This is a genomic window from Streptomyces sp. NPDC003011 (assembly GCF_053591515.1).
This window is the reverse complement of record NZ_JBSFTY010000029.1, coordinates 1-19917: the sequence shown is the minus strand read 5'-3', so window position 1 is coordinate 19917 and position 19917 is coordinate 1. Positions and strand designations below refer to the sequence as shown.

18 protein-coding genes and 1 pseudogene are annotated in these 19917 nt (G+C 69.4%); 7 read left to right on the top strand and 12 right to left on the bottom strand.

Annotation, left to right across the window (positions count from 1 at the left end; genetic code table 11):
• Positions 1 to 28 precede the first annotated feature (28 nt).
• From ACWD0J_RS16785 to ACWD0J_RS16750, 8 genes are read right to left on the bottom strand one after another with little or no spacing between them, the layout of a single operon-like run.
• Positions 29 to 547, bottom strand: coding sequence for a hypothetical protein (locus ACWD0J_RS16785; protein WP_451496553.1), 519 nt, complete (start codon positions 545 to 547; stop codon positions 29 to 31).
• Between the two features lie 4 nt (positions 548 to 551).
• On the bottom strand, positions 552 to 1133 hold the full coding sequence (locus ACWD0J_RS16780; protein WP_451496552.1) for a hypothetical protein: 582 nt from the start codon (positions 1131 to 1133) through the stop codon (positions 552 to 554).
• A complete protein-coding gene (locus ACWD0J_RS16775; protein WP_451496551.1) occupies positions 1126 to 2967 on the bottom strand; it encodes a type IV secretory system conjugative DNA transfer family protein in 1842 nt (613 codons plus the stop codon). Before ACWD0J_RS16775 ends, ACWD0J_RS16780 begins: the two co-directional genes overlap by 8 nt.
• Entirely contained in the window at positions 2967 to 4331 is a 1365-nt protein-coding gene (locus ACWD0J_RS16770) for an ATP/GTP-binding protein (protein WP_451496550.1), read from the bottom strand. The genes ACWD0J_RS16775 and ACWD0J_RS16770 overlap by 1 nt, the downstream gene beginning before the upstream one ends.
• A 6-nt stretch (positions 4332 to 4337) precedes the next feature.
• Positions 4338 to 5828, bottom strand: a complete 1491-nt coding sequence (locus ACWD0J_RS16765) for an SCO6880 family protein (RefSeq protein ID WP_451496549.1) — start codon at positions 5826 to 5828, stop codon at positions 4338 to 4340.
• Positions 5829 to 5870: 42 nt separating this feature from the next.
• A complete protein-coding gene (locus ACWD0J_RS16760) occupies positions 5871 to 7517 on the bottom strand; it encodes a hypothetical protein (RefSeq protein ID WP_451496548.1) in 1647 nt (548 codons plus the stop codon).
• Entirely contained in the window at positions 7495 to 8307 is an 813-nt protein-coding gene (locus tag ACWD0J_RS16755) for a hypothetical protein (protein WP_451496547.1), read from the bottom strand. Before ACWD0J_RS16755 ends, ACWD0J_RS16760 begins: the two co-directional genes overlap by 23 nt.
• Positions 8307 to 8669, bottom strand: coding sequence for a hypothetical protein (locus ACWD0J_RS16750; RefSeq protein ID WP_451496546.1), 363 nt, complete (start codon positions 8667 to 8669; stop codon positions 8307 to 8309). The genes ACWD0J_RS16755 and ACWD0J_RS16750 overlap by 1 nt, the downstream gene beginning before the upstream one ends.
• Before the next feature lie 331 nt (positions 8670 to 9000).
• Between ACWD0J_RS16750 and ACWD0J_RS16745 the strand changes: the two genes are divergently transcribed.
• The 4 genes from ACWD0J_RS16745 to ACWD0J_RS16730 all read left to right on the top strand — a co-directional run bounded on the left by ACWD0J_RS16745 (position 9001) and on the right by ACWD0J_RS16730 (position 11979).
• Entirely contained in the window at positions 9001 to 10101 is a 1101-nt protein-coding gene (locus ACWD0J_RS16745; RefSeq protein ID WP_451496545.1) for a M23 family metallopeptidase, read from the top strand.
• 17 nt (positions 10102 to 10118) lie between these two features.
• Complete coding sequence (locus ACWD0J_RS16740) at positions 10119 to 10877, top strand: hypothetical protein (RefSeq protein WP_451496544.1); 759 nt, start codon at positions 10119 to 10121, stop codon at positions 10875 to 10877.
• 62 nt (positions 10878 to 10939) lie between these two features.
• Positions 10940 to 11413, top strand: a complete 474-nt coding sequence (locus tag ACWD0J_RS16735) for a hypothetical protein (RefSeq protein WP_451496543.1) — start codon at positions 10940 to 10942, stop codon at positions 11411 to 11413.
• 77 nt (positions 11414 to 11490) lie between these two features.
• On the top strand, positions 11491 to 11979 hold the full coding sequence (locus ACWD0J_RS16730) for a hypothetical protein (protein WP_451496542.1): 489 nt from the start codon (positions 11491 to 11493) through the stop codon (positions 11977 to 11979).
• 152 nt (positions 11980 to 12131) lie between these two features.
• On the opposite strand, the gene ACWD0J_RS16725 is transcribed toward ACWD0J_RS16730, so the two are convergent.
• Positions 12132 to 13046, bottom strand: a complete 915-nt coding sequence (locus tag ACWD0J_RS16725; protein WP_451496541.1) for a DUF6545 domain-containing protein — start codon at positions 13044 to 13046, stop codon at positions 12132 to 12134.
• A 1099-nt stretch (positions 13047 to 14145) separates the two neighbouring features.
• On the opposite strand from ACWD0J_RS16725, the gene ACWD0J_RS16720 reads away from it, so the two are divergent.
• Entirely contained in the window at positions 14146 to 14877 is a 732-nt protein-coding gene (locus tag ACWD0J_RS16720; RefSeq protein ID WP_451496540.1) for a helix-turn-helix domain-containing protein, read from the top strand.
• 31 nt (positions 14878 to 14908) lie between these two features.
• Here the strand turns inward: ACWD0J_RS16720 and ACWD0J_RS16715 are convergent, their stop codons facing one another.
• From ACWD0J_RS16715 to ACWD0J_RS16705, 3 genes are all read right to left on the bottom strand, one after another.
• Positions 14909 to 16171: an NAD(P)/FAD-dependent oxidoreductase gene (locus ACWD0J_RS16715; RefSeq protein WP_451496539.1), complete on the bottom strand. Its 1263-nt coding sequence runs from the start codon at positions 16169 to 16171 to the stop codon at positions 14909 to 14911.
• Between the two features lie 228 nt (positions 16172 to 16399).
• The gene (locus ACWD0J_RS16710; protein ID WP_451496538.1) at positions 16400 to 17665 is read right to left on the bottom strand and encodes an MAB_1171c family putative transporter; all 1266 of its coding nucleotides are present in this window, start codon (positions 17663 to 17665) and stop codon (positions 16400 to 16402) included.
• Positions 17658 to 18293, bottom strand: coding sequence for an ImmA/IrrE family metallo-endopeptidase (locus ACWD0J_RS16705; protein WP_451496537.1), 636 nt, complete (start codon positions 18291 to 18293; stop codon positions 17658 to 17660). The genes ACWD0J_RS16710 and ACWD0J_RS16705 overlap by 8 nt, the downstream gene beginning before the upstream one ends.
• A gap of 666 nt (positions 18294 to 18959) precedes the next feature.
• On the opposite strand from ACWD0J_RS16705, the gene ACWD0J_RS16700 reads away from it, so the two are divergent.
• Together ACWD0J_RS16700 and ACWD0J_RS16695 are read left to right on the top strand one after the other, a co-directional pair.
• Complete coding sequence (locus ACWD0J_RS16700; RefSeq protein WP_451496536.1) at positions 18960 to 19625, top strand: MmyB family transcriptional regulator; 666 nt, start codon at positions 18960 to 18962, stop codon at positions 19623 to 19625.
• A 106-nt stretch (positions 19626 to 19731) separates the two neighbouring features.
• Positions 19732 to 19917 (top strand): annotated as a pseudogene (locus tag ACWD0J_RS16695) (MBL fold metallo-hydrolase); the annotation flags it as partial.

Below are 19917 nucleotides of genomic sequence, written 5' to 3'. Positions count from 1 at the left end.
GTGGGTGTGGTGGTGGCCGGTCGGCGGGTCAGATGGAGCGGCCCTTGGCGCGCTCGGCCTCTACCGAGGTGTCGAACAGGTGCAGGAAGGCGGGCGACATCCAGGCGATGACGCTGCTGAGCTCGTCGTCGGAGAGGTCCTCGATACGGGCCTCGCCGTCCAGGAGGCGTTCGACGAGGGTGCTGTTGGACTCCAGCTGCTGCTGGAAGGCGGTCACGCGGTCCTGGAAGCTGTCCTCGCTCTCCAGGCCGTCGTCAGCATCGGTTCCGGTGCCTGGCTCGGGCGGCAGACGGACCAGGTCGTCCATGACGGCGCGGACGGCCTCTTCCTTGAGGAGTTGCAGACGTCCGGCGCGTTCCTCGTGGGTCTCCGCCTCGGGTGCCTCGTCTCGCCGCACCAGTTCGTCCCACAGGTCACCGGCCTGCTGTTCGACCTGCTCGCCGAGCAGGGTGAAGTAGGTGTCGGGGAACGGCAGTGCCGCGTAGCGAGCGGGAAGCCAGCGCTTCCAGTACGCCTTGGCGTCGATCCCGTGCTGGTTCATCGCCATGGGGTCAGCTCTCCTCGTTTGGTGCAGAAGGCGGCGGCGTCGCGGGGGGCGCTCCCGGTGGTCCGGCGCGGGTGACGTCCTCGCGGTACTTGGGGCTCATCCACGACTTGCGGTCCTTGTCGCGGTGGGTGCCGGTGCGGCAACTGCCCGGGATCCACAGCCGGTTGACCCGCTCGATGGCGCGGGCCAGCGCGTCCTGCCACAGGTAGGGGGCGGCGCCGCTGTCCTCCTCGCCCTGGTAGGCCGAGGCGTGGGAGGTCCACAGGGCGGTCAGTTCCTCCACCACGGCTCCGTGCAGGAACCAACAGGCCCGCGGTAGTTGGTCGTTGGCGATCTCGTAGCGGTCGGCGAGCCACAGGACCCAGTCCACGAACCGGGGCCACAGCTTCGCGCGGTCGGCCTGTTCCAGGAGGAGCCAGTTCACCGGGGCGCCCGGGGGCGGCCCTTCCCCGCCGGCAGGGCCGGGCCCGCTGGTGTTCTGCGCGATCTCGAGGAAGTCGAGGCGTTCGCCCTGGGTAGTGACGAGGTTCTGCAGCGCTTCGAGTTCGGAGAGGATCGCGTCGATGGGCTGGAAATCGCTACTCATCGTCCGCTCCCGCTTCCACGGCCATCAGGTCGGGATCTGCGGCCATCAGGTCGGACTGGACGCGTTCACGGGACCGCACCGTGGACTGCTTGATCAGGTCGGCGTGCGGGCCCTCGTAAGCGCGGGTGAAGCGCACTCGGACGGCCGGGGTACGGCGGTGGATGAGCAGACCGCCCCGTTCGGGGATCATGCGAATGTCGGCTGGCTCCAGGACCTCCCGGCGGCGGACCGAGGTGGATACGGACAGGCTGTTGCCGTCGTCGCTGACGCTGGTGGTGTCCTCGTCGAAGTTGCCGGTGAGCTGGCTGTAGTTCTTCAGCTCGTCGGGGTCGGAGATACCGCCGAGGAACAGCTTGACGGTGCTGCTGGCGTACAGCTTGCGGACGCCGAGCTGTCCCCACCGCTCTTCGGCTTGCGCGTAGCTCTGCAACACGGCGCAGATGAACATGTTCTGGCTGCCGCTGACCGACATCAGGGACGGGATCTCCGGCAGGGGACACACGTTGGCGAGCTCGTCGAGGAAGCCGCCGAAGGGGCGGGGCAGCCGTCCGTTGGGGGATCGGGCGGCGATCCGCTTGGCGGTGTCGAACACGGCCTTGGAGAACGCGGCGTTGATGGGGGCAAGCGCGGAGCCTTCCTCGTCCTCGCCCAGGAGGAAGAGGGTGCCGCCGTCAGTGAGCCAGCGGCGGATGTCGAAGACCTCGCCGCCCTCGGGGGCGAAGATGGCGGCCGCCGCCTCGTCGTACAGGGCCACCAGCGACGCCGCCGCGGTGGACCAGGTGGTGGCACGCTCCTCCGGGTCGTGGTCGTGCTGGCCGGCCAGGGCGCCGGCGAGCGCGCCGCGCCCGTGCTCGGACAGGATGTAGACGGCTTCGCGGTTTTCGGGGTCGGAGGACCAGCGCAGCAGGTCCATGGCCGGGCGGCCTGCGAGCGCCGCGGCGTGCAGCCAGCAGGTCAGCAACATCTTCGCGTTGAGGACGAAGTAGCCGCCGCCTTTCGTGCCCTCCTCCGTCTTGGTGGCCGCGCTGAGCGTCTCGGCCCGTCGGCGGGCGACCTGGTAGTTCTCGCATCCCTGGGTGAGCGGCCAGCGCAGCTGCTCCGGCCAGCCCGACAGTCCGGTGGGGTCCAGTACGGCGACCTTGCCGTAGCGCTCACGGGCGTCAGCGGTGGCGTACAGGACGTCGGTCTTGCTGCTCGTGGCAAGGACGGTGCCGGGGAAGGACAGGATGCCCGGCAGGATGATCTGCTGCGTCTTGCCCTCGCGTGGCGGGGCGACCAGCAGGCAGCTTTCCTCGATCGTCGCCCACAGCGGGATCTCGTGGGGCACCGCGATGCCCACCGACACGGCGACCTCGTTGATGTCGACGGTGTCGGGCTCCTGGTGGGCGAGGGCGGGCCGCAGGGAGGGAATGCGCGCCTTGGCCTGCGCCTCGCCGAGCGCGGCCTCGATCTGGCCGCTGGTCGCCAGTCCGTCGGCGCCTTCGCGGGCTCGTCGCGCCCAGGCCTGGAAGGCGGCGACGGCGCCGTAAGTCGCTGCGGCGCTCAGTGCCACGAAAGTGGACCAGAAGATGATCGGCCCGCCCACGCCGGTGCCCACTGGCCACGCGTCCGCGGGGTGCAGCGGGTCGTGGAGCAGGAAGGGCAGGGCGGGGCCCACCGTGTTCCAGCCCGCGCGAGCTGGCTGGCCGTACTGGAGCAGTCCGGACAGTACGGCGGTCCACCACAGCACGGCGGTGAGCACGAACAGCGCGGCCAGCGGGTAGATCCACAGGTAGTCGCGGCCCAGTCGGAACCGGGCGCCGGTCCTCGGTTCGGCGACCTTGATCGGGGGCATCAGGCACCCCCTTTGGCCAGGCGGATCGGCACTCCGGACGCTTCGCTCGTGAACTCGGCGCTCTTGTCCGTCATCCGCCGGTTGGTGTTGGTCAGGAGGGCTTCGGTGCGCGAGCGGATGTGTTCCACGAGGTTGACCCGGCCGCCGACCTGCCACACCGCTCGGCCTGGGGAGCACACGGAGGCCCCGTCCACGATCGCCTTCAGCGCCCATCGGGGCAGTCCGAGATAGTCGGCGGTGGCCTGCGCTTCCTCCCGGTCCTGGTGGTAGATGATCCGGGTGGCGGTCAACTTGAGGATGGCGAGCGCTTCTGGTGCTTCGTCCAGGCGCAGGTCGTGCAGATGGTGCAGGACGGCCCAGAAGCTCAGCCCCAGCCTGCGTCCATACCTGACGAACTCCTCAAAGAGACGGGCGACCGGCCGGTGGCTGAGGATGTGCCAGGCCTCTTCGACGATGAGGGTGCGCTTGATGTCGTCACCGGAACGGATCCAGCCGAAGCGGAGCCACGGGCCGATCACGCTCATCAGCAGCGGCATGGACGGGCCCTCGCGCGGCAGCCGCGTCAGGTCGAAGACGATGAGACGGGCGTCCAGGTCGATGCCGGCCGTCGTCGGCCCGTCGAACATGCCGGACAGGTCGCGGTCGGGGTTGCACAGTTCGTCCAGGGCGAGTGCCGCGGGCTGGCCCCAGGAGAGCAGTTCCTCCGGGCTGACCTTCTGCTCACCCAGGTGCGCGGGCTGCGGGGCGGTGAGCGCGGCGAACACGTCGGACAGGGTGGCGACGCGCTGCTCGCGGGCGGCGGCCGCGACCGCGGCGATGTGGGCGACCGAGACGGCCTTCTTGGTCTGCGAGGACAGCGCCCCGTCGAGGATTTCCAGCATGGAGCAGAGCACTTTGAACTGGTGCTCCACGGGGATGCGCGGGTCGAGCGGGTTGATGCGTACGGCGCCGCGCGCACTGGGGTCGCCGTAGGTCAGGCGGATCGGGGTGATGCCGAGGCGCCGGGCGATGCTGTCCCATTCGCCGACGCCGTCCTCGCCCTGGGCGTCGAGGATGGCGAAGCTGCGGTTGCGGAACCGCAGTTGCCGCAGTACGTAGGTCTTCTCCAGCGCTGATTTGCCATAGCCCGACTTGCCGAGCACGAGGACGTGGCCGGAGGGCAGCCGGTCGCGCCGGTCGGGGTCGTAGAGGATGAACGGGTCGTAGACGTACGCCCGCCCGGAGTAGGCCTCGCGGCCGATGAGAACGCCGCGGGGATCCATGGCGGCGCTGCCCACGGCCGGGTAGGCGCCGCAGGCGTTGGTCGTCGTGGTGTGGATCGCACGGCGGCGGGTCTGCGTCTGGGAGCGGAGCAGCTCGAACATCGCCCGTCAGCTCCTCAGCAGCCCGGTGCACAGCGGCAGCGTGTTGGCGAGAGCCCGGTGGTGTTCCTTGTCGCACCAGTCCAGGCGGATCTGGGCGCGCGCGGCGGCGGCACGCACGGTGTCCTTGTCCTGGTCGAGTGCCTCTTTGCTGGAGGACGTGACGGTGACCCAGCCGGCGAGGCGGATACCGGCGGCCCCGTCGGCGATCTCCTGAACGGTGCTCAGGCTCTTGCGCTGTGCGGCCGTCTCGCGCGGGTCCTTGAGCTTGCCGGCCTTGTGGTCGGCCTGGCCGATCTCGTTGGTGGAGTCGGCCATGGCTTCGGTCAGCGCCTGGTCCCCGGGGACCAGGTCCATGGTGACGGCGACGGTGAACACGATGTCCTTCACGTACAAGATCAATGGGGCCATGAAGTTCACGCTCACCTGCAGTACGGGCCACTTCTTGATCCAGGCGGTGGCGGAGTACCAGGGCTCGGCGCCCTCGAAGCTGCGGGCGATCACGTGGTCTTCCGGGCGGGCGTCGAGTTCGGCGGGCCAGGCCGTGGCGCGGTTCATGCCCACGGTGTCGTCCAGCCAGTGATCGGGCCCGTACGCGTGCTGGAAGTAGGAGGCGAGCGCGGGTTCGTCGAGGTTGCGGACGTGACGCAGCTGGCCCTGGCCGAGGGAGCGGATGAATGCCTCGATCTCCTTGCCGAGGCAGACCGCGAAGCCTTCGGCGAGGCTGTGGTAGCGGCGCGCCTCGGCGACCAGGTCGGGCGTGTAGGGGATGCCGACCACGAGGACGAGGCGGCGGTCCTCGGCGAACAGGGCGACTGCCTGCTGGAGTTCGGTGTAGGAGGCGTGCAGCCAGTGGGCGGCCTGCGGGTCGGCGCGCGTGTGCGCGTCGCGTGCGTGGGCGTTCGGGTCGGCCGGCACCATCCGCGCGATCCACTGCAGTCGGCGGATGCGGCCGCCGCTGTCCGCGGTGGAGCGCAGCAGGTGCTCCCAGGCGCCGATGAGTGACTCTTTGTCCTCGATGTCGAGGGACCCGAAGTCCCGCTGAGCTTCGACCTCCAAGGCGGCGCAGAACATCTGCTCGCTCGGCTGCAGCAGGACGGCGATCTGGCCGTAGGCGGTCGGGGCGTCGATCCAGCGGAGATCGGCCGGAATGCCCGGGGGAAGCGCGATCGCCACGGGCTGCCCCGAGAGGTGGACGCCGGCCTGCGGCGCGCTGGAGGCGTACAGCAGCGAGCCGTCACGCAGCGACCGCCGGTAGGTGCGGTTGATCTCCCACCACCGCAGATAGGTGCGGCCCTGGTAGGGAAGGAGGACGGCCGTGACGCACACGCCGAGCCACCCGGCGAAGGCACAGATCTTGAAGGGGATCCCGGGGACGAGCCACAGCATCAGTAGCCCGCCGCCGAACCCGGCACCGAGCACGAGTTGTTCGTCGGGTTCGAAGCGGCGGCCGAGCAGCCCTCTCGGCCGGGGGGCGGCGAAGCTGAAGGTGCGAGCCATGGGAGATTCCTCGGGGTCGGCATAACGTGGTGGGGGTGGGGCTCAGCTCTCCTCGGCGGGGGGCCAGGACGGGCCTTCCGCAGGCGGGGGCTCGGGAATGGTGACCGTCGGGGCAGGGGAGCCCTGGCCGCCCCCGCCCGGGGCGGAACCGCCGCCCGATGACCCTGCGGACGAACGGCCGCCCGGTCCTCCCCCGCCGGAGCCACCGGCGGATCCACCGCCGGACAACGCGGCCCCGGGATCCGCCGACGGCAGCGGCGGGTCGCCGCCCCCGGAGTCGGAGGGCGCTCCCGTGTCGGAAGGCGCCGCTGTGTCGGGGGGCGCCCCACCGGGGCCGCCAGCCTCGTCGTCCCCGCCGGGTTCGTCCGGGAGCGCATCGGGTCCCGGGACCGGCGGGCCGCCTCCGTCGCCGGAAAGACCGCCGCCGTCCGCGTCGTCGTCATCCCCGGAACCGCCGATGCCGCCGACGCCTTCGATGCCTCCGCCGGCATCTGCGGCACCCTCAGCCGCTGCGGACGTGCCTCCGGTGGCGGCGGCCGCCCCAGCGCTGCCCAGACGTTCCTTCAGGTCGTCGTAGCCGTCGGTCACGGCGTCCTTGAGGCCTCCGGCCCGGCCCTGGAAGTCGTCGCGTGCCTGGTACATCTGCTGGATGTCATCGCCGAAGCCGGGGATGAAGCGGTAGATGGTGAACGGCATATAGAGGGTGATGCAGAGCAGCGCGATGGCGGTGAGGAGCGTGGAGATCGTCTTGCCGATGTTGGACACACCGTCGGTGTGCGCGAGCAGACCGCTTGCCAGAGCGAGGCAGGTCAGCGTGACGTACTTGCTGGCAATGATGGCGACCATGGCGCTGATCCACTTTTTGGTGTGGTCCCACAGCGCCCGGTCCACCAGCCCGGCGAAGACGGTCGGCCCGAACACCAGTCCGGTGAGGATCATGGCGTTGCGCACGATGAGCTCGCACCACACACCGACGATGAGCGCGAGGAGGAAGGAGCCGACGAACCCGACGATGATGGAGCCGCCGGGGATGACGAGCAGCGCGGCCAGAGCCGCTGTGATTGTCACGGCCATGCTCGCGATGTCGTCGGCCACGGGAGCGAACATCGCCTCAGCTGCCTGGTCGAACAGCTTGACGGCGTAGTAGACAACGCCAGGTGCGAAGGCCGTCACGAGGACGGACATGAGGAGGAAGCCGATCGACTCGCCCAGCGCCTGCAGGGGCGGGACACCCTGGGCGGCGCGTTTGGCGACGGCGATGAGCCAGTACACCATCGTGAGCACCGTCGAGGCGGCGAATGCCATGGTGTAGGTGCGGATGAAGCCCTCGTTGCCCCAGTCGATCTGAGTGGTCGAGCCGATGAGCAGCTCGACGAGGTACTTCAGGAAGGACGCCACCGCGTCGCGGATCGCGTCGGCGATGTAGCCCATGGGGTCGGAGGCGAAGTCGATGGCCTCACCGGCGCCGTCCCAGGCGTCCTTCGCCCCCTGCACCGCATCGACGGGGGCCGTGACGACGCCGGCGGCGACTTCGCACAGCTTGTCACCGAACGGCAGCTTGCACGGGTCCGGTGCCGCCTGCGCCCTCGGAGGCGGGAGCAGCACCTGGAAGGTGACCGCGAGGAAGACCACCCCCGGCAGCCTCCTGCGCCAGGTCAGGCGCGGGTCAGTCGGTGAACGGCGCGGCATCGAAGTCACGGTCAATCCGCTGGAATTCGGAGATGTCGGTGGGGTCCTCGCTGCCGCTCTGCACCGGGGTGGGCCCGGTGTCGGAACGGATGGCGCTCAGCTTCCAGTCGCCGCCCTGCCACTGAAGGCTGACGGTGACGGTGGTCCATGAACCGGTGACCGGAAGAGGGGAGTCCTCGGACGTGACGCCGACGATGCCGGCCATCCACAGCTCAACCGACGCGGCCTCCGGCACATAGCTGACGACCCGGGTGCCAAGGACGGCGCTGCGCGAGACGAGGCTCTGCTCGGCCTGCTGCTGGGTGAGCCCCAGATTGGTCAGGGCGCTGCTGGCCGAGTCGTCGTCGCTGCTGCGCAGTTCGGAGTAGGCGCTGCTGGTTGCCATCGCGCGCAGCGTCTTGGACCGGACGGTCGGGTCGGCGAGGTAGCCGGTGCTCGAGCGGGCGAGCTGGTAGTTGACGGCGGCCTTTATAGCGCCGGCCTGGCTGCGGGGGTAGCCGACGGGGACGCCGTCGACGGTGCGGTGGGCGGAGATCTTGGCGTTGCCGCCGACGGGCTCCCTGACGACCGGACTCCCGGCGCTGGCTTGCGGCGTGCCGCCTGCGCTGCTGCCGCCTCCGCTGTCGCCGCCTCCGCCGACCAGCAGGCCGATCACGACGAGCAGGCAGAAGGCGCCGGCCAGGATGACCGCGACGCGAAGGCGACGATTGGGGGACGGCGTCGGGGCGGCCGCCGGGGCGGACCCGCTGAGCACGCGGGTTCCGCCCGACGCGGTCTTCTGCCGGGGCATCAGATTCCCATCCCGTAGACGAGCGTGAAGAGCGTGCCGACACTGGCGACGCCGAAGGCGCCGACGAGGGCTCCGATGAGGTTGTTGCGTCCCTGGTTGAGGGCAACCGGATCGTTCTGGCTCTGGCCGAACTTCATGTTGCCGAAGCTGATGATCGCCCGGCCGAGCAGGAAGATCAGCACGGCGGCCATGATGATCTGGATGACGGTGCGGGCCGTGCTGTTGAGGGCGTCGAAGGGCCCCCAGTCGGGGGCCAGTCCTCCGAACAGGTCCCCAGCACCTCCTCCCCCTCCGCCACCACCTCCCCCACCGCCGGCTTTCTCCGGCGCTTTGGGAATGAATATTCCGTCCGCTCTGAGCATCAGGCGCCCCTCCCACGGCTGACTCCACGGGGATCACTGGCGCAAACGTACCCACCTCTAGCCGTGATTGACAACGTGTGTTTCTATTTTCCCACGTGGCACGCTGGTCGCGATCACCCGATCCGGCCTGCGTGAGCGTCCCAGCGGCCCGCACAACACCGCCCCTGCCTGCATAAACAGCCGGGCGAGGCGGAAGGGCCCGCCCAACCGGACGCCGACTCCCGCCCTTCCACCACCGGGCGGACTCACCCCGATCAGAAATAGGCGTTGTCACCGAGGGGGGATGGTGAAGAAGGCCGTCGCAGCCGTCGCAGCGTTCATATGTGCAGTTGTGTGCGTCTTCATCGCCGCGTCCCTCCTGATCGGGGGCGGCGCCGGCGAGGCGAACGCGGCCACCTGCACCGGGAAGCTCACACCCGTCGGGGACGGCACCAGCGGCCCGGGGGACGGCGGCGCGGCACCGGAGTTCGAAGGCGTCAGTCAGGACAAGACCTTCCAGATCCGCATCCCGCTGACGCCTCAGGGCGAACAGACGCTGCCCCGCTGGTCGGCCGCTCAGGTCCGTAACGCGGCCACCATCACCAACGTCGCGCGGACAAGGAACCTGGCGCCGCGCGCCGCCGTCATCGCGGTTGCCGTCGCCATGCAGGAGTCGTCGCTGAACAACCTCAGTGGCGGGCACGCGGATTCGGTGGGGCTGTTCCAGCAGCGGCCCTCACAGGGCTGGGGCACCGTCTCCCAGCTGACCGACCCGGTCTATGCGTCGAAGAAGTTCTACGACAGCCTGGTCAAGGTCTCGGACTGGCAGACCAAGCCGCTGACCAAAGTCGCCGCCGGCATACAGCGCCCGGCGGAAGCGCTCCGCGGCGAGTACGCGAAGTGGGAGCAGTCGGCTGGCTCCCTCGTCGCGGACGCCTGGGGCGATCACGCCGTCACGTCCGAGTTCGCCGGCTGCGACACCGACACCTCGTCCACGTCCCAGACGGCCGTCTCCGGCGCGGTGGATCCCGTCACCAAGCTCAGCTGGAAGGCTCCCCGCTCCCCCGCTCAGGCGATCCAAGCGGCCCGCAAAGCCAACGGCATGAGCGGCTGGTACCGGCTGTGCGAGCTGTTCGTCGAGCAGGCCTACGGCACCCGAGCCGTCCATGCGAGCGCCAACGTCGGCTGGCAGGCAGCCGTCAGCGGGGGCTACGCCCACCCCGGCGACTCCCGGCCGCCGCCCGGTGCACTGCTCTATTACGACACCGGAGAGAAGGCCGGGCACGTCGCGCTGTACCTGGGCCGCGACCAGGTGGCCAGCAACGACATCGTGACGAACGGCCAGATCTCGATCGTCTCGCGCAAGGAACTGACCGACGGCCGCTGGAGGCTGCGCTACCGCGGCTGGGCCGAGCCGCGATTCCCCGCCCATCCCGGCCCCAACCGCATCTGATCCCGCAGGAGTTCTGCATGTCCACCGATGCCGTCGTGAACGTGGTCCTGGAGGCCGACGGAACCTGTGTGGTCGACGGGGACTTCCTGCCGGTGCCCGCCGAGGTCCCCCTCCCCACCGTCGTGCTGACGCACCTGCAGATGGAAGCCGCCGCCCGGGCAGCACCGGTGCACGCGGTGATCCAGGACCGGGCCCAGGGCGGCCCGCCGTTGCCGCTGCGGGTGCACCCCTCCGGTGCCAGCGAGCCCTGGCAGGAATACCCCCAGCTCCCCGACCCCGAGCCACCCACCCCGCAGGCCGGCCGACGCTGGAACGACCTGCCCGACATACCGCTGGCCCGCCCTTGGTCCGTCCTTCCCGACCCGTACGCCGAGGTCCTCGAGGACATCTGCCGCGGAGCACGTCCGGACAACTTCCGCGAGCGCGCGGCCGCCACCGACCGGCTGCTGGCCGAACTCACGGAGGTCTTCGGTGCCGACCACTGGCGCACCCTCGTGTCCGGACACGTCCGCGGTGACCTCGCCTACCTGTGCGGTGACCTCACCCTGTGCGCACGGACGTTCATCTACACCACCCGGCAGTGGCAGCGGGCCGTCGGCCCCGAGCACCCCATGGCCCAGGCCTCCCTGCGCAACGCCGTGGGCTGCTGGCGGCGCCTGCCCACCGACGAGGCACGCGAGGTCGGCGACACCGTCATCAACCTGCTGGAGACCGCCCGCCACCGCGACGCCCGAATCGCCCGCGCCCATCTCGCCCGGCTGACGGCGGCCGCATGAGCACCGCGCCAACCATCCGCCCAACCCAACCACTCCCCGCGCCGCGAAGGAGACCCACCCGTATGCCTGCCGCAACCCTGACCTCGCCGACCACCACCCTGTGGGAGCAGGCCGTCAACCGTGCCCAGAGCTACCTGGCGCCGCAGGGACTGGACGCCACGTTCACCCTCGAGGACGCGGTCGAACTCGGCATCCCCCGAACGCAGGCCGTGATCGTGCTGGCGATGCTGGTCGACATCGGATTCCTGTACCCGTCCCACCAGGACGGCGTCTACGCACGCCGCCCCGACCTCCCGGCGCTCGGCGCGCGCGGTCACGTATGGAGGGTGCTGTACACCCCGTGCGGCGACCAGGTGCAGATCTTCGGCGACCGCCCGCCGCGCCAGGTGTCCCAGCTCCGGGTCCCGGTCAAGTGGCTGTGCACCGCCTGCTCGTTCATCGCGCCGACGGGACTTCGCCTGCCACGGACCACCGAGCGCGCCTTCTCCCACCTTCTGCACTGCCCGGCCCGGCGCCCACTCGCGGTGACGGCCTGAGCGTGTGACCGCGTCCCGGCGGGCCTGGGCCCCCGCCGGGACGCTCCTCTTCCCGGCTCTGCAGATCGGAGAGCCTCATGCAGCAGCCCCTGAGCACCGCCCTGGACGACTGGCAAAGCGCCTGGAACGCGCAACAGGACGCCGCGCTGGCCGCGTTGGCCACCGCGTTTCCCGGACTCGAGCGAATGCCGCCTCCCACCGGCTGCTGTGATCCACGGATGCGGGTGGAACGGCCCGGCGAAGCCGCCGGCACCGTGTGTTTCGACGACCACGGCCGGGTCACGGTCGACTTCACCGACATCCCCCAGCAGGCCCTGGGCCAGGCACTCAACAAGATCTTCGGGCCGGGCTGGTTCGACGAAGGGCCCGACGGCATCGCCGATGCTCCGCCCGGCACGTACAACTGGGACGACGACGCCACGTACGCCGAGTACGAGATACGGGTCGAAGTCGACGCCACGGCCACGTTCTGTATGTCGTACGTCAAGGTCGACGACGCCGTCGCTGTGCTCGATGAGCTTCAGCAGAATCTTGGGCAGGCCCCGAAGACACCTGCCCCTGAGTAGAAGTAAGTTGTGTGCGCTTCCGGCCGCCGTGCCGACGGCGCCATGTCGTGTTGTGAGCGGCCGGAAGCGCCGGCCCCGTAGTGCGGCAGTCCCGTGTCCGTCGAGACTGTCTGGGCCCGATCAGGGTTCGGTGCGGTGACCGAACGGCTTGTTCAGTGCCGGAGGCGGGCGGCTGAGGCCAGCTCCGCTCGCGCGTACGGAGCCCGACCCGGCGCCGGCTCCGCGCGCCTCGGCGCCCGCACGCCGTGGAACGCCTGGGCGAGCGCTGCGAGGCGGCTGACCTCCTCCGCGAAGTCGGCCCCTCCGGCAGGGAGCGGCAGGACCTGCGTCTCCACCTGTCCGCGCTGGCGCGCGCGAAGGGCCGCCCGCCATTCGATCGCGGCCGCCACCGCGGCGGCCTCGTCTCCCGCAAAGCCCGCTCGGCAGGCACTGGCTCGCGCCTGCTCGCGTACCGGTGCGCTCAGGTGCTGCCGAAGTCGCCACATCGCGTCGTTGATGTCGATGACCTGGCGGTAGAGGTAGGCGTTGCCGGTGGTCGCGGCGATGGCCCTCCCGGAGCCGCCGTCCAGCGCTGCCCGCAGGGGCTCCAGCGCGGCGAGGGCTCGGCCCGGGCGCGGCATCTGCGGAGTGATGGCGTAGCCCATCAGGGTGGCGAGATGTTCCACGGCAGTCTCGTCGGGAGGGCCCGACAGCTGGGGAACGGCCGCCTCCATCAGGCCTTCCGGGAGGTCTGGCAGCAGTTGGTTCAGCGGGTGCGCTCTCGCCGAGTCCGCGGTGTCCGGGCCGGCCCAGCGCAGCGCCCGTGCGGCCATCTCCCGGAGCACGATGTGCTGCTGGTGGGGCTGGCTGGTGTCGCGGGGGTAGAAGACGTGGTCCGTTCCCGCGATCGACAGGCACGTGACGGGCAGTTCTCCGTCCTTCGGGGCCCAGGGATGCTCCCTCAGCTGGCGCCCGTTGGTGGTGTACAGACGCTCGACGTACAGCCCCATGGACGCCTGCCGGCCGCTGCACAGTGCGGCGAACGCGGTGGAAGCAAGTGCCCATGGGGCACGCGCGTGGGGCGTCATCTGCGGCTCTCCTTCAGGTCTTTGCGTCCCCACGTCGGCCGCCAGCGTTGGCCCGAGCCCGTGCCGGGCTCCCGTGCCCGACCGCCCCGGCGGCCGGACAGCGTGCTGTTCGAGCAGTCGAACGGCGACCGGGCGGCTAGGCCTGCGGCGGCCTGTGAGTGGACTGTTGGGCGGGAGCGGAGGCCGGACTCCACGCAGCACATGCGGGTGCGCTCTCCGTGGGATGCCGGAGTCGGCCTCGGTAAGAGGGCGGTCGGCGCGACGGCGACGGCTGTGGACGAGATCACGGATGCTCCTGTGGTACGAGGCCGTTCCTTCAGGTGCTTTGTGCGCGGGGGTGCCGCCAGGGACGGCGGCGGCACCCCCGTCCAGGGGCCGAGGTTCGCCGCGCAGGGGGATGGCGGCTGACCATCACAGGGGGGTGTACGGTCCCTCGGCTGGCCCGGTCCATGGTGTCCCGCTGAACCCTCGTCAGGTGCTGCCCGTCCCGGCATGGAAGGGAACGCGGGCTGGAGGCTGCGCATGCACAGATGAGCCTCATTCCGGTCCCCCTCCGCCCGTCGGGCCCCCTTGGGGCGCTCGTACGACGTCCCCTGACGCCGCCCGCGCTCAGTACAAATCGACGCATAGCAAGTCACTTCCCCGTGCCGGACACGGGACCCGATCGGGCCACCGTGTCACGGTGTGCCGCGTGAACGTCACGTTGCACTGGCGATCCTGCCTATGCGAGCGGAACCATGTCAACAATAGTGGGGAAACGATGGCGTGGCCGTCGATTTTTGACACAATTGTGGAATGAGCGGGGCTCGGGCAGCACTCAGAGTCACACGAGGCGGACGCCGTTGCGGCACAGCCCGTCGCCCAGCCGACGGCTCGTCAGGGCGTCATGTGCCGACGGATTATGCCGATCGAGCCCAATCGTGTCAACGATTGTTGAAAGAAGCACCTCTTGGATGCCACATTGAAGAACACCGACGGGCGCTCCAGCCACAATCGTGCCCACGGCGCGTGACGAAAGGTGCTCATGACCGCTAATCTCGGCGGGGCTGCGCGTACGCGGCCTGCCCCCGCCGCCTACGACTTAGGAGAAGGCACGGCTATGCATGCCGCCGCTGACGCGTCGCAGGCGGACGATCTTGCGGAGATCATCGCGTCGATCGATGAGCTGCTGTCCATGCTCGGTATGAGCCGCGACGACATCGACCTGGACGACATCTCATACCAAACGGCGATACCGGTTGATCGGATTCGCTCGCTGCTCAACGGCGAACACACGGAGCCGGAAGACCTCCAAGAGGCCTTCAAGCAGCGGCTGGTCTTCCTGCGCGAGACCCGGCTGAAGCCGGGGGGCAAGCGCTACACCCTCGACGAGATCGCGGCCGGAGCGGGCATCTCCCATGGCCAGGTCGGCTACCTCCTCAATGGTGAGCGCCGACCCGGTTTCGCGGTCCTGGCAGGTCTGCAGCAGTTCTTCGACGTCAGTCCCGGCTTCTTCACAGCCACGGAGCGTCAGGCCCTGCACCGGGCACTCCAGCCGGTGCACGAATCACTGACCCACCTCGCCCTCCTCAAGGGCAAGGGCATCTCCCAACTTGCCCTGCGCAGCAGCATTGCCCCGGGTGCGTCCAGTCGTCTCGGCCACGAGCTCCGTGCAGCGCTCGAAACGGCTCTCAGCCAGACCGAGCCGGAGGACGCGGAAGTGCAGGAACTCACCGACAAGATGCTCTCCCTGCCGACGAGGAGCCGCCGCCGGATCCTCCCGGTGATCAAGGAGATGCTCGGCCTGGTGCGACCGGATGGTGAGCCGTCGGACGACGCCTCCGCCAAGTAGCCCCACGGGCCCGACGCGGGGCGCCGGTCACTCAGCGACGCGCCAGCACGCGGGCCGTCCGTATCAGGACGCGCGGGCTGGTGAGAGCGCGGGGATGCTTGCGCATGTTCACCACGTCCATGAACTCCTTGTTCACGGCAGGGTCGATGACGGAAGCCGCCACCACCTTGTCGCCGGCCCAGCGGATCATCCGGTACCCGGGCGGATAGGGACCGGTGACATGGGGCTGGGCGAGATCGGCGGTGGTCGACACCTGCCACGCCGCGTCCACGACGACGCCGAGCCTGCGGAAGTAGTCCCACGCCGGCAGTCGGGGCGAAGTGCCGGATCGCAGGTGAGCTGACAGCGAGGAGGCCCCCAGCGTTGCCAGGGTGAGGCCCTGGCCGTAAGCGGGGTTCACCGAGGCGACGGAGTCCCCGAGCGCCACCAATCCCCCTGGGAAGCGGTTCAGGCGGGTGAAGGTGCGCCGCTGGCTCTCCCGGAAGTGGAACGTCTCGATGTGTCCGTCGAAGCTGCACTGGTCGGCGACCTCGCGTATGGGGGCGACGCACCGCCTCATCCGCCGCAGGAACTCCTCGGGGTCGTTCCCCGGCCGGTAATCGCTGTAGCCGACCAGCACCACCGACCATCGATTCCCCTCGACTGCCACCATCGCACCCGGCTCGGCAAGGTGCTGCTGGTAGCCGTTGGCCGGGCCCGGAGAGGCGTGGGCGACCACAGTGCCGGGGAGTTCGTCACCGCGGTGGAAGGAGGCGGTGGCGTAGCCGAGGTCGACCTGCATGCGGTCCAGCGGCGCCGGGTCCCACCCGTTCTCGGCCAGCCAGGTACTCAGTCGGCTGGAACGGCCCATTGCGTCGACGACCAGATCGGCGTCCAACTCCTCCAGGACGGGCGCCGATCCCGTGGCCTCGGAGGGCGAGAAGCGAACCCCGCACACACGGCTGCCAGTGAAGAGCAGACCTCGGGCCCGCGCTGCCAGCACCGTGACGTTGCGCAGGGCAAGCACACGACGGCGGACCTGCTCCTCGAGGAACGGCCGGGTGGCGCCGACCATCGCGTTGTCGGGAATGCAGGCCTTCAGCACTCCATCGACGTAGTACTGCACAGCGGGCCCTGTCCCCAGGTGGGCGCCATCCTCGACGAGAGCTTCGATCATGCCGGGGAACCAACGGTCCAGTTGCGTGTGTCCCATGGAGAGCAGGGCGTGCAGCTGCTGGCGATGCGGCGCGCCACGTCCCAGGTCGTCACTGTCCGGCTCGATGATGACCACCTCGTCCGCATGGTCAGCGAGCACACGCGCCGCGAGTAGACCGGCCCAGCTTCCGCCCATCACAACTGCTCGTCGCACTGAAATCCCCCCGAGGATGGGCCCCTTGGCCCAGGTAAGTCTCTGTCGCATCGCACTCAACGGATGTTGCGACCCTAATGGTCCTCTGCCGGCCCTGACACCTCCGGGCACGCAGTGTGGTCCACAGCTCCGTCCGGCGGGCGTGCGGGCATGGGGCGGGGGATGCCAGCCGACTCAGGCCTTCGTACGGCCCGCGGCCTCCGACTCCAGCAGCGCCGCGGCGACGATGGGATGCACGAGCGCCTTGGAGACACGAAGCAGACGGTCGCGTTCCTGACCGGCTGGGGTGTCGTCGCCGGGCAGCGGAACCACCGGCCCGGCAGGGGGCTGAGGCCGACTGGTGCGGTCCCCCTGCTGCTGCATCGCCGCGTCGAAGCTGCGGACGGCGTCACGCAGGGAGGCGGCGGTCACGGCTGCCTCCAGGTCCTGGCCGGACAGGGGTGTCCAGGTGCCGGGCTGAGCCGCCTGTTGCTGGTGCAGGCGGCGCACGGCTTCCATCGGGGCGGCGGACACCCAGGGACGCAGTGCCCGTACGCCGTCGAGGATTTCAATGACGCGGCGGTGCAGCTGGAAGGTCACATTCAGCGCGAGGCGCCGGCCACGGGAGGCGCTGACGCTGAAGGCGAGGTCCTGATCGACCCCGGCGACGACGAGGTCCCACAACGGCTGCAGGGCCCTGAAGTCGCGCAGCTCGCGCCGCCAAGCCACGAAGGCGGCCCCGGACAGCCCGTAGTACAAGCCGATCGTGCCGATGCAGCCGCAGGTGGATCCGAGCACCCCTACGGTGTCGAGACTGTGGTTGCCCATCGCCGCCAGCGCGATGGCCGGGGCGGAGCAGACCACGTAGCCGAAGACGCCCAGGGCGGCGATGGCGAAGGACCGCAGTGCGTGCTGGATCCGCGGGTCTTCCAGTTTCACGGTGCGGCACTGGCGCCAGGTGTTCAAGGTGCCGCTCGCCAGCGTGGCCAGGAAGACCGCCAAGAACAACAGCACCATGGGGTCGTCGGCGAAGGTCGTGTTGAAACGCAGCGGGTCGGCTGGTCCCGAGAGGTCGGCGAGCGAGAACAAGACGATCATCAGGCTCGCTCCGGCCGCGTAGCCCGCGGTCCACGTAATCACGGTGTGCCGGAGTCCGGACGGCTTCTGACGCAGCTGCGGATTCCACAGCAGAGTCAGGATGTGCGCCATCGCGAAGCAGACCAGGATCCCGACGTAGACGGGCAGGGTCGCGAAGCTCGGCCGGCCGGTAGCGTCCCCCAAAGCCCGGTATCCGGCGGGCGACGCCATGATGTAGACCACGCCTCCGCACCACTGCATGGACACCGTCAGGGCCAACGCGGGGGTCGCGTCGCGGAGGAGGGCCAGGGTCTTCCAGAAGCCCATCGTGAAGGCCACGACCGCGATGAACAGGTAAACGATGTTGGACAGGCCCTCAGACACCGGTCCTCCGGTGCGCCAGTGCCGAAGTCACATAGTCGGTGCGGCTCTCGTGCGTCCTGAGCTCAAGGTGCCTCTGCAGCATGACCGTTGCGAAGGTCTCCGCGCGCCGCTCGTGGGACTTGCGGTAGTGCGACCTGCCCAAGACCTTCTGGATGGGTTCGGGTCTGAGCCCGGGCAGCAACTGCCGGACCACGTCAGGAGCGATCGGCTGAGGCGTGCCGTCATCCGCGGGGTGCTCTTCCCACAGGTGGAACAGCTCGTGAAGGCTGACGTGAAGCCGGGTGAGCTCGCTGGCGTTGGCGTCCGCCACGATGTAGTCCCGGTCCCGGCCGCGAGCGCAGAACCCGGAGACCTCCGGGGGCAGCGGGACCTCGGTGAGGGTGATGGGCTTGCCCCGCTTCATCGCCACGGCGTCGACGAGGTCCTGCAGACTGCGCACGCCGGACAGACCGATGTCCCGACGGATGAGCCGCGTGGTCGACCAGGTGGCGGTGAAGATGGCCAGTTGCTCGCGGGCCGAGGCCCGTAGAGACGAAGTCCTGCGACGCGTGCGGTCACACGCTCCCGCGCTGACGAGCGCGGATGGCTCCTCGGTGCTGCATGGCTTCTTGCTGCGGCTCTCATTCATAGCTCAGTAGGTGCCTATCCTCGCGCGCTGCTGACCGGACCTCCGGCCTCGAGTCCGGGCTCCGCCGTCCGGTGTCGGGGCGCCGATCCCGGCGGTCAACCGGCGTGCGGCATCCGCCGACACGGCCGTTCGCAAAACCTTTGTTCGAACCTCAGGTGTGCACGTAAGTTGAGCCACTGCCCGAGTTACGGTCACGTACCGTGTCCGGCTCTGCTCGGCCGCAGCACGCGCACCAGGCTGCGCCACTGCACGGTCAGACCCGTTCCTTCGACCCAGTGACCAGGGCTCTACGGCTGAGAAGGAGAGCAGAAGGATGTGGTCCGCGGCAGTCATTCCCCTGCCTAATGCCATGCCCCTGCATGCGCCCATCGGGCCGCGGCACCCCCTGCCCCGTTCACGGAACGGCGGTCTCCGCTCCGTCTTAGATCCTTACCGAACGATCGCGTTTCGATCTACGGGAAAGTTTTTGCACCTATTCGCGTCTCACAGACCACTGCGGTCACACGCATCACACTACGGGGAGGGATAGTGGGCGGCCACAACGTGCACCCGCTGACATGGCTGTTGGGGCCGAAACGGGCCGCGATCCGGCCGGAGGAGCTGGACCTTCCGGCTCGCCCGGCAGATACTCCCGGACCCAAACAGAGCGGCTTGACCCAAAGTCAAATGGATCAGCTGCTGAATCGGGCCGAAAAGACGTATGGACGCTTCGAGCGAGGGAAACTCCCCCACCCTCCCGACGACTTCCTGGCCGACGTCGGCCACCTGCTGCGTCTGAGCGAGGACGAGTACACCACGATGTGGCTGTACGCCCGCGGACACCGGCCGACGGCGCCGTTGAACCCGCAGGCCGGCTTGTCGGTGTCGAGCCTGTGGCAGGAGGCTTGCGACGGCCAGCGGCACATGATGTACGTGACCGACCTGGCCTGGAACACCCTCGCCTACAACAGCGCCTTCGCCGACATGTTCCACAACCGTCAGGTCCCCGCCAACACCGCGCGGTGGATGCTCCTTTCCGAAGAGGCCCGGCACACTCTGAAGGGCTGGCACCGGATCTGGGCGCCGTCTGTCTCCGCGCAGCTGCGGGCCGCTCTCGCCGAGCACTCGGACAACGACGTGCTGCGGCACCTCGACAAGGAGGTACGGGCGGACCCTGTCGCCGGCCCGATCTACCGTCACCCTGGGCTGGCCTCGATAGCGCCGGACGGAGTGGTGCGTCCCTTCCAGCACCCGCTGTACGGGCCGGGCACGGCGAAGTTGGTGGCGTCGGCTCCGTTCGCCTCCCCCGGAGCGCGTGCGATCGTCGTCATCTTCGCGCGGGACCAGGCATAGCCCCAGCCGGGCTCAGTCACGCCACAGGGCGGGCCCCGATTGCGGTTTGGCCACGTGTGTCCTTCTTCACAGGTTTCACACAGAGGAAAGTCCGCAGAATGCGGGCATGCGCATTCCTTCACACCTGGCCGAAATTGACCCCCGAGCTTATGCGTGGCTACCCGACTTTCCCGGCACATGGGGCATGGCGAACTGCACCCTCATCACGTCCGGTTCCGCCGCGCTCCTCGTGGATACTCCGTATACGGCTCAGCTGACACATTTGCTGAAGTCAGCCGCGTACCAGGTGCTG

What these genes read in the sequence shown, in the direction of transcription:
- ACWD0J_RS16785 (WP_451496553.1), bottom strand. Translation starts at nt 547, where the DNA reads ATGGCGATGAACCAGCACGGGATCGACGCCAAGGCGTACTGGAAGCGC.
- ACWD0J_RS16780 (WP_451496552.1), bottom strand. Translation starts at nt 1,133, where the DNA reads ATGAGTAGCGATTTCCAGCCCATCGACGCGATCCTCTCCGAACTCGAA.
- ACWD0J_RS16775 (WP_451496551.1), bottom strand. Translation starts at nt 2,967, where the DNA reads ATGCCCCCGATCAAGGTCGCCGAACCGAGGACCGGCGCCCGGTTCCGA.
- ACWD0J_RS16770 (WP_451496550.1), bottom strand. Translation starts at nt 4,331, where the DNA reads ATGTTCGAGCTGCTCCGCTCCCAGACGCAGACCCGCCGCCGTGCGATC.
- ACWD0J_RS16765 (WP_451496549.1), bottom strand. Translation starts at nt 5,828, where the DNA reads ATGGCTCGCACCTTCAGCTTCGCCGCCCCCCGGCCGAGAGGGCTGCTC.
- ACWD0J_RS16760 (WP_451496548.1), bottom strand. Translation starts at nt 7,517, where the DNA reads ATGCCGCGCCGTTCACCGACTGACCCGCGCCTGACCTGGCGCAGGAGG.
- ACWD0J_RS16755 (WP_451496547.1), bottom strand. Translation starts at nt 8,307, where the DNA reads ATGCCCCGGCAGAAGACCGCGTCGGGCGGAACCCGCGTGCTCAGCGGG.
- ACWD0J_RS16750 (WP_451496546.1), bottom strand. Translation starts at nt 8,669, where the DNA reads ATGCTCAGAGCGGACGGAATATTCATTCCCAAAGCGCCGGAGAAAGCC.
- ACWD0J_RS16740 (WP_451496544.1), top strand. Translation starts at nt 10,119, where the DNA reads ATGTCCACCGATGCCGTCGTGAACGTGGTCCTGGAGGCCGACGGAACC.
- ACWD0J_RS16735 (WP_451496543.1), top strand. Translation starts at nt 10,940, where the DNA reads ATGCCTGCCGCAACCCTGACCTCGCCGACCACCACCCTGTGGGAGCAG.
- ACWD0J_RS16730 (WP_451496542.1), top strand. Translation starts at nt 11,491, where the DNA reads ATGCAGCAGCCCCTGAGCACCGCCCTGGACGACTGGCAAAGCGCCTGG.
- ACWD0J_RS16725 (WP_451496541.1), bottom strand. Translation starts at nt 13,046, where the DNA reads ATGACGCCCCACGCGCGTGCCCCATGGGCACTTGCTTCCACCGCGTTC.
- ACWD0J_RS16720 (WP_451496540.1), top strand. Translation starts at nt 14,146, where the DNA reads ATGCATGCCGCCGCTGACGCGTCGCAGGCGGACGATCTTGCGGAGATC.
- ACWD0J_RS16705 (WP_451496537.1), bottom strand. Translation starts at nt 18,293, where the DNA reads ATGAATGAGAGCCGCAGCAAGAAGCCATGCAGCACCGAGGAGCCATCC.
- ACWD0J_RS16700 (WP_451496536.1), top strand. Translation starts at nt 18,960, where the DNA reads ATGGATCAGCTGCTGAATCGGGCCGAAAAGACGTATGGACGCTTCGAG.